General features: G+C 69.2%; 12 protein-coding genes. 6 read left to right on the top strand and 6 right to left on the bottom strand.

The window, feature by feature from the left end:
• Positions 1–4: 4 nt before the first annotated feature.
• The 3 genes from HUA78_RS22540 to HUA78_RS22530 form a co-directional block, all read right to left on the bottom strand.
• Positions 5–1,264: a TIGR02270 family protein gene (locus HUA78_RS22540; protein ID WP_174453731.1), complete on the bottom strand. Its 1,260-nt coding sequence runs from the start codon at positions 1,262–1,264 to the stop codon at positions 5–7.
• A 415-nt stretch (positions 1,265–1,679) separates the two neighbouring features.
• Positions 1,680–2,081, bottom strand: coding sequence for a hypothetical protein (locus HUA78_RS22535; RefSeq protein WP_141649378.1), 402 nt, complete (start codon positions 2,079–2,081; stop codon positions 1,680–1,682).
• Between the two features lie 383 nt (positions 2,082–2,464).
• Complete coding sequence (locus HUA78_RS22530; protein ID WP_174477119.1) at positions 2,465–3,577, bottom strand: kelch repeat-containing protein; 1,113 nt, start codon at positions 3,575–3,577, stop codon at positions 2,465–2,467.
• A gap of 207 nt (positions 3,578–3,784) precedes the next feature.
• Between HUA78_RS22530 and HUA78_RS22525 the strand changes: the two genes are divergently transcribed.
• Both HUA78_RS22525 and HUA78_RS22520 read left to right on the top strand, forming a co-directional pair.
• Positions 3,785–4,693, top strand: coding sequence for a LysR family transcriptional regulator (locus HUA78_RS22525; RefSeq protein ID WP_174477118.1), 909 nt, complete (start codon positions 3,785–3,787; stop codon positions 4,691–4,693).
• Positions 4,694–5,388: 695 nt separating this feature from the next.
• Positions 5,389–5,844, top strand: a complete 456-nt coding sequence (locus tag HUA78_RS22520; protein WP_174453734.1) for a DoxX family protein — start codon at positions 5,389–5,391, stop codon at positions 5,842–5,844.
• Here the strand turns inward: HUA78_RS22520 and HUA78_RS22515 are convergent.
• Both HUA78_RS22515 and HUA78_RS22510 read right to left on the bottom strand, forming a co-directional pair.
• Entirely contained in the window at positions 5,811–7,151 is a 1,341-nt protein-coding gene (locus HUA78_RS22515; protein WP_141642584.1) for a nicotinate phosphoribosyltransferase, read from the bottom strand. The genes HUA78_RS22520 and HUA78_RS22515 overlap by 34 nt on opposite strands.
• A gap of 40 nt (positions 7,152–7,191) precedes the next feature.
• Positions 7,192–7,644 (bottom strand): co-chaperone YbbN, encoded by a 453-nt coding sequence (locus HUA78_RS22510; protein WP_174477117.1) that lies wholly within the window; start codon positions 7,642–7,644, stop codon positions 7,192–7,194.
• Between the two features lie 256 nt (positions 7,645–7,900).
• Between HUA78_RS22510 and HUA78_RS22505 the strand changes: the two genes are divergently transcribed.
• The 4 genes from HUA78_RS22505 to HUA78_RS22490 all read left to right on the top strand — a co-directional run bounded on the left by HUA78_RS22505 (position 7,901) and on the right by HUA78_RS22490 (position 11,830).
• Positions 7,901–8,914 (top strand): 2-hydroxyacid dehydrogenase, encoded by a 1,014-nt coding sequence (locus tag HUA78_RS22505; protein ID WP_141642586.1) that lies wholly within the window; start codon positions 7,901–7,903, stop codon positions 8,912–8,914.
• Positions 8,915–9,018: 104 nt separating this feature from the next.
• A complete protein-coding gene (locus HUA78_RS22500) occupies positions 9,019–10,308 on the top strand; it encodes a universal stress protein (protein WP_174453738.1) in 1,290 nt (429 codons plus the stop codon).
• 174 nt (positions 10,309–10,482) lie between these two features.
• Positions 10,483–11,052, top strand: a complete 570-nt coding sequence (locus HUA78_RS22495; protein ID WP_174453739.1) for an imm11 family protein — start codon at positions 10,483–10,485, stop codon at positions 11,050–11,052.
• Positions 11,053–11,245: 193 nt separating this feature from the next.
• Positions 11,246–11,830 carry a superoxide dismutase gene (locus HUA78_RS22490; RefSeq protein WP_174453740.1) on the top strand — a complete coding sequence of 195 codons (585 nt, stop codon included), beginning with the start codon at positions 11,246–11,248 and terminating at the stop codon, positions 11,828–11,830.
• A gap of 68 nt (positions 11,831–11,898) precedes the next feature.
• On the opposite strand, the gene HUA78_RS22485 is transcribed toward HUA78_RS22490, so the two are convergent.
• Positions 11,899–12,558: a hypothetical protein gene (locus HUA78_RS22485; protein ID WP_174477116.1), complete on the bottom strand. Its 660-nt coding sequence runs from the start codon at positions 12,556–12,558 to the stop codon at positions 11,899–11,901.
• Positions 12,559–12,672: the final 114 nt, after the last annotated feature.

Genomic DNA, 12,672 nt, shown 5'->3' with positions numbered 1-12,672 from the left:
GCGCTCAGCGAAGCGTGGAAACGAGGGGCCCGCTTCCCAGCACCAGTCTCGCCCCTCGGGCCCGCGCGAGGGCTTCGCGCTGGCGATGGGTGAAGGCTCGGGTGGGAATGACGTGCTGCCCGCGCGTGCGGATGGCCAGCTCGCGTGCCAGCACGTGCCGACGTCGCATCGAGCTCGACTCCAGGGCCTCCATCAGCACCACCCCGCTGAAGGGCTGCCCCAGCAGATAGCGCTGTCCCTCCACGAAGCGACTGCGTGACTCCGCCCACCAACCCCGGACCGCCGACACGTTCGGCCACGGCAAATCATCCTCGGGGCGCACCGTGAGATCCGCTTCGGGGTCCTCGGACTCGTCGGATTCCTCTTCCTCGAGCAGTGCGTACGGCCCCTCCAACTGGAGTCCCGTCATGGCCGAGAACGCCTCTCCCGCGAGCCGGGCCACTCCGCGCACGTTGAGCAACTCCGCACAGAAGTCCATCGCCGCGAGCCGCCCGCTGAACCCCAGCGCCCACACGACTTCGGGACGTAGCTCGTCGTCCTTCGCCAGTCCCACCAGAAAGTCCGTGTCCTCTTCACCGCCCCCTATCGCGAGCAGCACCATGGCTTCCGGTGTGAGCGCCCGTGCCTCTCTTCCACACGCCTCCCACGCCAGACGCAGCCCCGCGGTCAGCCCTGCCTCCACGGCCGCCAGCCGGATGTCGGGATGCGCGGAGGCGAGCAGTGCGGGCAACATCCGCCGCGCAAGCTCCTCGGGCAGTGGCCTTGCTCCCTGGAGTGCGGCGATTCGCGCCCTCGGTTCGTCATGCGGGAAGTACCGCGCGAGCACGTCGGGCGACGTGCCTTGTCTGCCGGCCAGCGCCTCCAACACGCGAGCCTGAAGGTCCACATCGCCCAGCTTCAACAGTGACTCGAGCGCCGTGCTCACCCCCGCGACCTCGCTGACTTCCAGGGCGCGGCACATGGCGGCACGGAGCTCGACCTCCGACCCACGCAGTCGCGACAACACTTCGTCCACGGCGCCCTGACTCAGCAGCACATGGGTGGCGACGGAGACGCGAGCCGCTTCCTCCGAGTCGAACGCCGGCCGCACCACGGCCTCGAGTGCTTCCTGCTCCGCCAGTCCCTCCAGATGACCCAGCAGGCGTTCCTCCCGCTCCGCTGTCGCCAATAGCGTCGCATCAGGAGCCACGAGGGCCTGCTCCCATTGCTCCCACCGGAAAGAGGCCTCATCGAGGTGCTCTTCCCAGACATCCACCAACATCATTGATGCCTCCCCCCAGCCAAGCACCCAAATCCTGGCGTTGCGCTCTGACATCGAGTGCGGACCTGGATGCGTCCACACGGGTCGCCAGGACACGGTTGTGCCCTTATAGGTTGTTTGAAGTGAGGGTGACTTGTGAAGTAGTCAGGACTTGAGGTCGCGTGGTCCACGTGTCCGGAAGGGTGCTTCTGTCCACTCGTGAGCGAATGCGGGCTCACGGTCGACGCGAGCCCCGGAGGCTCCGGTTTCAATTCGCTGGCCAATCACGAGGGGACACGGTCGACGTGTCTTCCCCTCTGTCACCCACGCCGCGAGCCAGGGACACACACGTCGCCCGTTACACGCCTTGTCCGCGAGACAGGACGGTCGGCCCGTGACGCGGACCGGTGGGCCCGGCGAACACAGTGGATGCCGGGGCCTACACCGTGTCGATGAAGTGGTAGGCCGAGCCGCGTCCAGGCAGCTCACGCACCACGAAGCCACGACGTTCGAGCACGCGGCGCAGCTTGAGGTTGGGCCTGGCGCAATGCACCGCGTGGACAATCCACTCGACCTGGGTCAACCCGCGCGCGCTCGCCAGCTGACGCGCCAGTCGCCACAGGGCGAGCAGAATCCCCTCGCCACCACGGTCGACCTGGGCGAGCTCCACCTCGAGTCGGTCCGGAAGGCGCCGGAAGCGGCCCAGCAACTCGCCGCTGCCCACCCGGAGGATCAACGCTTCGCCGGTGAACGCGAAGGCCTCGAGCTCCTCCGCAGGCATCCGCAGCAGCTCGTCGGCGGAGTAGCCCTCGATGAGAAGAGTGGGGACGTTGGTCGCCATCGCCCGCCCTGCGTAGCACAGCCCCCCTGGCGCCGCCTGCCTCGACTCGGGAGGGGGACGGGTTGGGAAGCATGAGTCGCGCGCGATTCGGTGAACAGCCCCAGGCTCCGCCTGCCTCGACTCGGGAGGCAGACGAGCCGGGAAGCATGAGTCGCGCGCGATTCGGTGAACAGTCCCAGGCTCCGCCTGTCTCGACTTGGGAGGTGGGCGGGCCGGGAAGCGTGAGTCGCGCGCGATTCGGTGAACAGTCCCAGGCTCCGCCTGTCTCGGCTTGGGAGACAGGCGGGCCGGGAAGCATGAGTCGCGCGCGATTCGGTGAACAGTCCCAGGCTCCGCCTGTCTCGGCTTGGGAGACAGGCGGGCCTGAAGGCATGGACCGTGCGCTACTCGGTGAACAGCTCGCCGGACGAGTACAGCTCCGGCTCCTCCTGGCTGGAGCCTCCCACGACGAGCACCTTGCCGTTGGTCAGCAGCGTGGCCGTATGTCCCTGCGTGGGCGTGTCATTGCCCACGACGGACAGCTGCCACGTGGCCGGGTTGAACATCTCCGTGGTGCCGCCCATCTGGTTGCGCGTACCGCGCGCGACGAGCACCTTGCCCGACGGCAGCAGCGTCATCGAGTGGTTCCGCCGCCGCTCCTCGGTGGCGTACGAGACGTACTCCCACTCGTTGTCCTCCGGCCAGAACAGCCACGCGCCGCTCGCGTACTGCCCCGTCTCCTGTCCCGTGACCAGCACCGCGCCCTGATTCAACAGGAGCGCCGCGTGCCCATAGAACGCCGGCGGGTCCGACACGCGGCTCCACGCACCCGTGCTCACGTCGTACACCTCCGCCGCGCCAGTGACGCCGTCGTCATTGATGACCAGCACGTCGCCCGAAGGCATCAGCGTGGCGCTGACCTTCCCCGCGACGACAGACGTGGAGCCCGTCGCCGTCCACGTCCCCGTCGCCGGGTCGTACAGCTCCGCGCTCTTCAGCGCCGCCGGCCCGAAGCCGCCGAACACCAGCACCTTGCCCGACGCCAGCAGCACCGCCTGATGGGCCCTGCGCGCCGTGCCCAGGCTGCCCGTGGCGCTCCACGTGTTCGTGGTGGGGTTGTAGAGCTCCGCGCTCGCCAACGTTCCCGCGCCCAGTCCACCGACGACGAGCACCTGGCCCGATGCCAGCAGCGTCGCCGTGTGGTGTGCTCGCGTCTGGCTCATCGCAGCCGCCGCGCTCCACGTGTTGGTGGCCGTGTCATACGTCTCGGTCGACGCCGTCACCGTGCCCCAGCCATTGCCGCCCGTGACGAGCACCTTGCCCGACGGCAGTCGCGTCGCCGTGTGAAACGCGCGAATCTGACTCATCGACGCCGCTTGAGACCAGGGTGAAAGCAACGCCGTGCGCGTCTCGGCGCGCGGCGCTTCCGCGACCGCCGTGGAGGCTCCGGCCACCGTCGCCAGTGCTCCACACAGTCCCAGGCTGAGCCACGTCTTCGCTGTGGTTACTCGTGTCATCCGTTCCTCGTGGTGATGGGGTGAGGTCCGCATTGTGACGAGAGGGGCCGACGCTCCGCCCGACCTTCCTCGTCAACATCGCGTGACGACGCGACTTAACAGCCACTGGATTGCACTGGAAATACAGTCTCTGGTCCCAGTCCTGGGACTGCGTGCTCCTTCTCTCCCCGCTGGTCCTACACGGGCCCCCATGGCAGCCTGCGGCGGGTGACGGAGCCTCTGTTTGATGACCTGCTGGGCCTCGCGTGCTTCGCGCGCGTGGTGGAGCACCGCTCGTTCACCCGGGCGGCGGCCGTGCTCGGTGTGTCGAAGTCCGTGGTGAGCGCGCGCGTCTCACGGCTGGAGTCCCGGGTGGGGCAGCGGTTGCTCATCCGCACCACCCGCAAGCTCTCCGTCACCGACGCGGGCCTGGGTGTGTACGCCCATTGCTCGAAACTGCTCCAGGAGGCGAGCGCCGCCACGCGTGGTGCTTCGGACGCGGGCCGAGGCACGCTGCGCATCAACGCGCCCATCAGCTTCGCGCAGATGTACCTCGCTGGCCCGTTGGCCCGTTTCCTCGCCACGCATCCGGGCACGTCGGTGGAGGTCATGCTGAGCGACAGGCTCGTCGACCTCGTCGAGGACCGGGTGGATGTCGCCCTGCGAATCACTCGCTTGCGCGACTCCAGTCTCGTGGCGCGGAAGCTCGCCACCACCGCGCTGTGCGTCTGCGCTTCACCTGCCTACCTGAAGCGCCGGGGCACCCCCGAGCATCCCGAGGACCTGCTGCGCCACGACTGTCTGCGCTACCTGCACCTGCGCGCCGAGGACGAGTGGCGCTTCTACGGCCCCAAAGGACGCATCCCCGTGCCTGTCCCCGTGTCGGGCCCGCTGTCCGCCGCCAACGGGACGCTGCTGCGCGAGGCCGTGGCTCACGGTATCGGTCTCGCCGTGCTACCTCGCTTCATGGTGGACGAGGACCTGCGCTCCGGCCGGCTCGTCACCGTCCTGGACCGCTTCGCTCCCAGGCCCGTCGGCATCCACGCGGTCCATGCGGCGGGCCGCTCCCCGCCACCGCTCGTCAGGGCCCTGCTCGACGTGCTGGCCTCCGAGTTCCGCTCCGCTCGGTGGGAGTGAACTCGACCCGCGCGTGGACCTTGACGCGCTGGCCTCAGAGTTTCGCTCCTCCGCTGGGACTGAAGTCGAACCGCGCGCGAACCTCGACGCGCTGGCCTCCGAGTTCCGCTCCTCTCATTGGGACTGAAGTCGAACCCGCGCGCGAACCTCGACGCGCTGGCCTCCGAGTTCCGCTTCGCCCGCAGGGAGTGAGCGCGACCCGCGCGTGGACCTCGACGCGCTGGCCTCCGAGTTCCGTGCTGCCCGCTGGACTGAAGTCGACCCCGCGCGGATATCGACGCGCTGACTTCCGAGTTCTGCTCCTCCCGCTGGGACTAAAGTCGACCTCTCGCGCGGATGTCGACGCGCTGACTTCCGAGTTCTGCTCCTCCCGCTGGGACTAAAGTCGACCTCTCGCGCGGATGTCGACGCGCTGACTTCCGAGTTCTGCTCCTCCCGCTGGGACTGAAGTCGAACCGCGCGCGAACCTCGACGCGCTGTCCTCCGAGCTCCGCTCCGCCCGCAGGGAGTGAGCGCGACCCGCGCTTGGACCTCGACGCGCCGCCTCCTGGTTCCGCTCCGCTCGTTGAAGCTGAACTCCCCCCGCGCAGATTGTCCTGCCACCAGAACAATTCGTTCGCGAGGCTGACCTTCCGCCGCGCCCGCGAGGCGCGCATTTCATGCGGCGTACCTCCACCACTCCAGGAGCCGCCTTCATGCGTTGCAGCGATTCGCTTCCTTCCTCTTCCGAACTGGCCGCCACCGTGCTCCGTGTAGCACTGGGCGCCGTCTTCCTCGCGCACGCGGGAGCCAAGGCGTTCATCTTCACGCTCGACGGCACCGCCCGCTTCTTCGAGGCCCATGGCTTCCCCGGCTGGACGGCCGGGCCCGTGTTCGCGGCGGAGCTGCTCGGCGGCCTCGCGTTGCTCGCGGGGCTTCGCGTCCGATGGGTGGCGCTCGCGCTGCTCCCGGTGATGCTCGGCGCGCTCAAGTCTCACGTCTCCCTGGGCTGGATGTTCACCAACGAGGGCGGAGGCTGGGAGTACGTCGCGTTCCTCATCCTGTCGCTCATCGCCCAGGCCCTGCTGGGCAATGGTGCGTTCGCGGTAGACGGCCTCCTGTCGCGCAAGAGCGCCGCTCAGGGCTCGGCCGCCCAGACCTCGACTTCGTGAGCCCGTGCCCTCGCGAGCCCGTCGCCGATGACGACGGAGTAGGGCGGTCTCGCGGGCTCCAGGGCGCGTACCTCGGCGGGGAGTCGGGCCAGCTCCCGCCGCGCGTGCTGGCGGACCTCTTCCAGCGACGGTGTGGCTCCGGGCAGGCGCTGCCCCGCTCGCATCACCGGACGCAGCAGGGGATGTCCACGCGCGACGTCTCCGCGCCGCACGAGCAGGTCCCTTCTCGCCACGCCGTCCTCCTCCTGGCGATACACCTGCTTCGCCCCAGGCAGCAGCACCTTGCCCGCGGACAGCTTCACGCGGCCCTTTCCCGCGTACTCCACCAGCTTGTAAGCCATGTCCAGCGAGGGCGCGTCCGCGGACACCCCCATCGCCGTGCCCACTCCGAACCCATCCAGCGGCGCACCCCGCGCGAGCAGCCCCGCCACCGCGTCCTCATCCAGCCCGCCACTTCCAATCAGCCGCACGCGCTCCAGACCCGCTTCGTCCAACAGCTCGCGCGCCGCCAGCGACAACGCCAGCAGGTCGCCCGAGTCCAGGCGCAACGCCCGCACGCGGAAGTCCTCGCCCAGCTCCCTCGCCAGTCGAATCGCGTGCTGCACGCCGCGCAGCGTGTCGTAGGTGTCCACCAACAGGGTCGCGTCGGGATAGACGCGGGTGAAGGCCCGGAAGGCCTCCAGCTCGTCCTCATGCGACTGCACGTAGCTGTGCGCCATCGTGCCCGACAGCGGAATCCCATACCGCTTCCCCGCGAGCACGTTGGACGTGGAGTCCACACCCGCCAGGTACGTCGCGCGAGCGACCTTCATCCCCGCATCCGTTCCGTGGATGCGCCGCAGCCCGAACTCCATCACCGGGCGTCCCGCCGCCGCCGTCACCACGCGCGACGCCTTGGAGGCCGCGAGCGTCTGGAGGTGCACCTGGTTGAGCAGGTACGTCTCCACCAACTGGGCCTCCGGCAGCGGCGCGCGCACTTCCAGCAACGGCTCCTGGCCGAAGACCGGAGTGCCTTCAGGCATCGCGTCCACATCGCCACTGAAACGGAAGCGCTCCAGCCACCCGAGCAGCCGGTCCGAGAAGCGCCCCTGTGACGCCAACCACTCCAGGTCCTCCGCGCGGAAGCGCAGGTGCTCCAACGTGTCGAGCACGTCCTCCAGGCCCGCCGCCAGCAGGTAGTTGCGCCTCGCCGGAAGCCCACGCACGAAGAGGCTGAAGACCGCCTCGTCCCACTGGCCCTCGGCGAGATACGCCTCCGTCATCGTGAGCTGGTAGAGGTCCGTCAGCAGCGCGGCCTCGGGCTCCATGGCTGGTCTCCTCCTTCCGCGAGCGCGCTGTGCGCGGGACTCAGGCCGTGGCCCCCGTGCCCGGCGGGCCCACCGTGGCGCTCGACACCCACCGCTCCATCTCCGGCCTGGGCAACACGCCACTGCGCCGCGCCACCTCGCGCCCACCGGAGAAGACGATGAAGGTCGGGATGCCTTGCACGCCGAGGGCGCTCGCGGGACGCGGGTGCTGCTCCGTGTTCAGCTTGAGCACCAGCCACTGTCCCGCCTTCGCGCGGCCCACCTCATCCAGGATGGGGCCCGCCACGCGACAGGGCGCGCACCACGGCGCCCACAGGTCCAGGAGGATGGGCACGGGAGAGCCGAGCACGGCGCGGTCCAGGCCCTCGCCATCCACCTCCTGCGGCGCGCCCGACAGGTCCAGCGCCTTGTGGCAGCGACCACACTCCGGTGCCCCGGAAGGACGGGGCTCTCGTACGCGATTGAACGCACCACAGGCTGCACATCGGAACATGACGCCTCCTCGGAGCCTCTCGTTCGAAAAGGTAGGCCGTGTCGGCTCCGGACGCGGCTCGCGCGACGTGCTTCTAACGGCGCACCCGCCTGGTCGCCAGCTCCTGGGGCATCCGTGGCTTTTGCGCTCACCCCAGGACGTGTGCAGCTTTTGCGCGGTCCCTCCGCCTCGCTCACCCGAGGGCGCGTGGTGTGAGCGTTGCAATGGCAACCGACCGGACGCGGCGGGCACACGGCCTGTCGGCGGGAGAGCAGGCATGCGGCTGGCCGTCTTCGACACCCATCGCTATGACCGGAGCGCGTTGGAGGACGCCAACGCGGAGTTCGGCCATTCGCTGACGTTCCTGGAGCCCCGGCTGACGCTGCAGACGGCGCGCCTGGCGGAGGGCTTCCATGCGGTGTGCTCGTTCGTCAACGACCGCCTGGATGCGCCCACGCTGGAGGTGCTGCGAGCGGGCGGCGTGCGCCTCGTGGCCACGCGCTCCGCGGGCTACAACCACATCGACCTGGAGGCCGCGCGGCGGCTGGACGTGCGGGTGACTCGCGTGCCGGAGTACTCGCCGCACGCGGTGGCCGAACATGCCGTGACGCTGGTGCTCTCCCTCAACCGCCACATCCCCCGGGCCTTCGCGCGCGTGCGCGACTGGAACTTCTCGCTGGATGGGCTGGTGGGCTTCGACCTCGCGGGCAAGACGGTGGGCGTGGTGGGCACGGGCCGTATCGGCCGCGTGGCCGCGCGCATCTTCCGGGGCTTCGGCTGCGACATCGTCTGCTTCGACGCCGCGCCCGATGAGGAGTTCGCCCGGGACGTGGGCGCGCGCTACGTGTCGCTGGAGGAGCTGTACTCGGCCTCCGATGTCATCTCGCTCCACGTGCCGCTCACGCCGGGCACGCGGCACATGGTCGACGCGAAGGCGCTGACGCGGATGAAGCGCGGCGTGGTGCTCGTCAACACGGGCCGGGGCGCGCTCATCGACAGCCGAGCGCTCATCGACGCGCTCAAGTCCGGCCACATCGGCGCGGCGGGCCTGGACGTGTACGAGGAGGAAGAAGGCATCTTCTTCCAGGACCTCTCCGGCCAGGTGCTCCAGGACGACGTGCTGGCGCGCCTGCTCACCTTTCCCAATGTCCTCGTGACGTCGCACCAGGCCTTCCTCACGCGGGAGGCGCTGGTGAGCATTGCCCGCACCACGCTTTCGAGCGTCCGGGCCTTCGAGCATGGCGAGCCCCTGGTGCACGAGGTGCGCGTCGAGCAGGTGCGGCCCGCCTGAGGATGAAGGCGGAGCGCATGAGCAGGGCGGATGGGCATGACGCCCGTCCGACAGGGCTCCCGAGGGAGCCGCCGAGCCGTGTCCGACTCGGGGAGGAACCACGCATGTCCATCGTCTGCGCCACCAACTTCTCCGACGCCGCGCGCCGCGCCAGTGACCTCGCCGCCGAGCTGGCTCGGAAGGCGGACGTGCCGCTGTACCTGGTGCACGTGCTCAATCCCAACTCCGCGCGCGCCTTCGGCAAGGCGCTGCTCCAGGCGGCCGAGGCCGCGCTGGGAGATGAGGTCCGCCGACTGACGAAGTCAGGCGCCCGGGTGGAGCAGGAGCTGCGCACCGGCGAGGCGTCGGCGGAGGTGGCGGAGGTGGCTCGCCAGCGCGCGGCCACGCTGGTGGTGACGGCGCCCCCGACGCAGGAAGCGCCGTTCCTGGGCGTCGGCGGGACGGTGGACCGGCTGGCGCAGTCGCTGGAGGTGCCGCTGCTGGCGGTCCGCGACGCGGAGGTGATGGAGGCGTGGGTCCAGGGCAGGCGCGCCCTGCGCGTGGTGCTCGGCGTGGACCGCTCGATTCCCTTCGAGGCCGCGCGGGAGTGGGTGCGCGGGCTGCGCGCGTGGGGCACGGTGGAGGTGGTGGGCGCGCGCGTGGTGTGGCCGGATGAGGAGTACCGGCGCCTGGGGTTGTCGCGTCCGCTGGAACTCGCGGAGATGACGCCGGAGCTGCGCGCGGTGCTGGACAGGGAGACCGAGGCGTTGATGGCGCCGCTGGCCTCGGGAGGCGCGCCGCCGCGCACCGTGCTGGAGCCCTCGCTGGGGCGCATCGCCGACCACCTGGTGGAGCTGGCCGAGCGGGAGCGCGCGGACCTGCTGGTGGTGGGGACACATCACCGGCGTGCGCTCGGGAAGATGTGGAGCGTGTCGCATCACGCGCTTCGGCTGGCGCGAATCTCCGTGGCGTGTGTGTCCTCGCGCGCGGTGCCGACGGGCGTGGACGCGCCGCTGCCCTCGTTCCGCGACGTGCTGGTGGCCACCGACTTCTCGGAGACGGGCAACCGCGCGGTGGCGCACGCCTTCGGCCTGGTGGCTCCGGGTGGCACGGTGCATCTGCTCCACGTCGCGGAGGCGGGACAGTCGGTGGAGACCGAGCGACGGCGACTGGAGGCGCTGGTGCCTCGCGAGGCCGAGGCCACGGGACGTCACGCGAGGGTGGAGGTCGTCACCGGGAGCAAGGACGTGGTGACGGCGCTGGCCCAGGCGGCGGAGCGGCTCTGCGTGGACGCGCTCGTGCTCGGGACGCATGGGCGCACGGGGCTGAAGCGCGCGGTGCTCGGCTCGGTGACGCAGGCCGTCCTCGCTCGCACCGAGCGGCCCGTGCTGCTGGTGCGTCCACCCACGGTGTGAGGGGCCGCGCGTGTGACGGCCTCAAACACATGTCACGATAGAGGCGCTGGAGGGCATGAAGGGCCCCGGTGTCATCACGAGCGCTTCACAGTCGCGCCCGAGGAGCCCAGACTCCGGCGACGCAGCTCCAGAAGCCTCTGACTCAAGGCGAATGAGGTCGTAGGGATGTCCACGATGCCGACTCGATACTTCAGGCTCAACGAAGCCGTGCAGGCCGGTCATTGGTCCCTGGGAGCCCTGATGGACGGACAGGGACAGGAACTGGAGGACACGACGGACTTCACCTCGGGCCGGCCCGTCAGTGCCCCTGCCACCCTGAAGCTTCGTGTTCGAGAGCAGGGGCGTCGGCGCGACTTCAACGTGGTGGGCGCCGGCAGGACTCCCGTGGTCCACCTCAGGATGTCGAGTCTCTTCGCGGAGTATGCCCCCCAGGAAGTTCAGCTGCTGCCCGTGAACGTCAAGGGCGGCTCAGGTGAGTACCATGTCCTCGTGGCCACGAGGCTCATCCGGTGCATCGATGACAAGGCCTCGAAGGAGATACAGGTCTGGAAACCAGAGGACGCGCGACCGGACAAGGCTGACCACTACCGCGGCGTCATCGGGATGCGGATTGACCCGATGAAGGTCGGAGGCTTCCAGGTGTTTCGCACCTGGGGTTGGTCCGAGGCGCTCATCGTCTCGGAGCACATCAAGTTGGTCCTGGAGCGCGCCAGGGTGACGGGAGCGGACTTCGAGGAAGTCTAAGGTGTCCAGTTCCGTAATGTGCCCGGGTCACCTGAAACAGCGCCGCCCCGGGTGTCCGCGCGGAGTGTTGACCCGTCGGTATCCCGGGCGTCCAGTGCTTTGGCGGGCCGCCAATGCATTGGAGTCGTGCCCCTTTCGCGGGTAGGAGGGTGATAGTTCTCCGCATCCCTTTACCCTGGAAAGGACCTGACTCATGGCCTTCACGCTGCCTGAACTTCCGTACCGCAAGGACGCGCTCGCCCCTCACATCAGCGAGGAGACGCTGGAGTACCACTACGGCAAGCACCACCAGGCGTACGTGACGAACCTGAACAAGCTGCTCGACGGCAAGCCCGAGGCGAGCAAGTCCCTGGAGGAGGTCATCCTCTCCAGCGACGGCGGCGTGTTCAACAACGCGGCCCAGGTCTGGAACCACACGTTCTACTGGCACTGCATGAAGCCGAGCGGTGGAGGCCTGCCGACGGGTGACCTCGCCGCCGCCATCACCCGCGACTTCGGCTCCTTCGAGAAGTTCAAGGAGGAGTTCTCCCAGGCCGCCGCGACGCAGTTCGGCTCCGGCTGGGCGTGGCTGGTGCTGGACAAGGACAAGCTCGCCATCACCAAGACGGGCAACGCGGACCTGCCGATGAAGCACGGCCAGAAGGCGCTGCTCACCATCGACGTGTGGGAGCACGCGTACTACATCGACTTCCGCAACCAGCGGCCCAAGTACATCGAGACCTTCCTCACGCACCTGGTCAACTGGGACTTCGTCGCCCAGAACCTCAAGGCGCGCTGATTCCACACCCAGCGCCGCTTCATCGAGCACCGTGAAGCGGCTCTGGATGCGTGTTGGGACGGGCGCCGTCAGAAGGCGATGCCCGTCTGGATTTGCGGCGAGAAGCTGAAGCCCCCGTCGCCCGGTGCTCCGGTGACGAAGAAGGGCAGGTCCAGCTCCACGAACCACTTCAGGTGCTCGGTGATGGGGAAGCCCTTGATGATGATGGGCACCACGCCCATGTTGAACGGCACGCCCGCGCCCACCTGCATGGCGAGCCGCAGGCCGCCCTTGAACTGCCCGAAGTCGTAGATGACGCCCGGGTCCAGCACGATGCTGGTGCTGACGCTCGCGGGCCTGCCGCCATCCTCGAACCGCCAGCGACTGTAGGCGATGAACTCGAAGTCGAGCGCCCAGCGCTCGTTCAGGTGCAGGGTGATGCCCGGCGCCAGACCCAGGTCGAAGAAGTCCCCGAAGATGACGGTGGTGTCCTCGTCGGTGACGCTCAGGAAGGGAATCACCGCGGCGACGTGCCCGCCCACGCGAGGCCCCATCATCGCCGCCGCACCCGAGCCACCGGTGCCAGCCGCATCCTCCTTCTTCTTCTTCTTCTCGTGCTTCTCCTTGTGGTGATGCCCCAGGGCCAGGTCGCCCGCGTCCGCCTCCGCGCTCCCAGGAGCGAACGCCGCGAGCGCCGCGAAGAGCCCACCCACTCCGACCTTCCCCCTCCAACTCAGCCCACCGCCCATGTCGCCGCTCTCCCCCGGGCGAAAGCCTCCGCCCCCTGTCCTGGCAGCCAGGAGGGTGGGGAGGCTCTCAAGTCAGGACAAGCCGGCTGGGACTCGGGGGTGATGGCCCGTTGG

The organism is Myxococcus sp. CA033 (assembly GCF_013336625.1).
Taxonomy (GTDB): Bacteria; Myxococcota; Myxococcia; order Myxococcales; family Myxococcaceae; genus Myxococcus; species Myxococcus llanfairpwllgwyngyllgogerychwyrndrobwllllantysiliogogogochensis.
This window is presented reverse-complemented; position numbering and strand designations above follow the sequence as displayed.

Bases quoted from the DNA above. Each gene is read 5' to 3' on its own strand.
- HUA78_RS22520 (WP_174453734.1), top strand. From the start codon at position 5,389: ATGCGTTGCAGCGATTCGCTTCCTTCCTCTTCCGAACTGGCCGCCACC.
- HUA78_RS22505 (WP_141642586.1), top strand. From the start codon at position 7,901: ATGCGGCTGGCCGTCTTCGACACCCATCGCTATGACCGGAGCGCGTTG.
- HUA78_RS22485 (WP_174477116.1), bottom strand. From the start codon at position 12,558: ATGGGCGGTGGGCTGAGTTGGAGGGGGAAGGTCGGAGTGGGTGGGCTC.
- HUA78_RS22540 (WP_174453731.1), bottom strand. From the start codon at position 1,264: ATGATGTTGGTGGATGTCTGGGAAGAGCACCTCGATGAGGCCTCTTTC.
- HUA78_RS22530 (WP_174477119.1), bottom strand. From the start codon at position 3,577: ATGACACGAGTAACCACAGCGAAGACGTGGCTCAGCCTGGGACTGTGT.
- HUA78_RS22535 (WP_141649378.1), bottom strand. From the start codon at position 2,081: ATGGCGACCAACGTCCCCACTCTTCTCATCGAGGGCTACTCCGCCGAC.
- HUA78_RS22515 (WP_141642584.1), bottom strand. From the start codon at position 7,151: ATGGAGCCCGAGGCCGCGCTGCTGACGGACCTCTACCAGCTCACGATG.
- HUA78_RS22510 (WP_174477117.1), bottom strand. From the start codon at position 7,644: ATGTTCCGATGTGCAGCCTGTGGTGCGTTCAATCGCGTACGAGAGCCC.
- HUA78_RS22495 (WP_174453739.1), top strand. From the start codon at position 10,483: ATGCCGACTCGATACTTCAGGCTCAACGAAGCCGTGCAGGCCGGTCAT.
- HUA78_RS22490 (WP_174453740.1), top strand. From the start codon at position 11,246: ATGGCCTTCACGCTGCCTGAACTTCCGTACCGCAAGGACGCGCTCGCC.
- HUA78_RS22500 (WP_174453738.1), top strand. From the start codon at position 9,019: ATGTCCATCGTCTGCGCCACCAACTTCTCCGACGCCGCGCGCCGCGCC.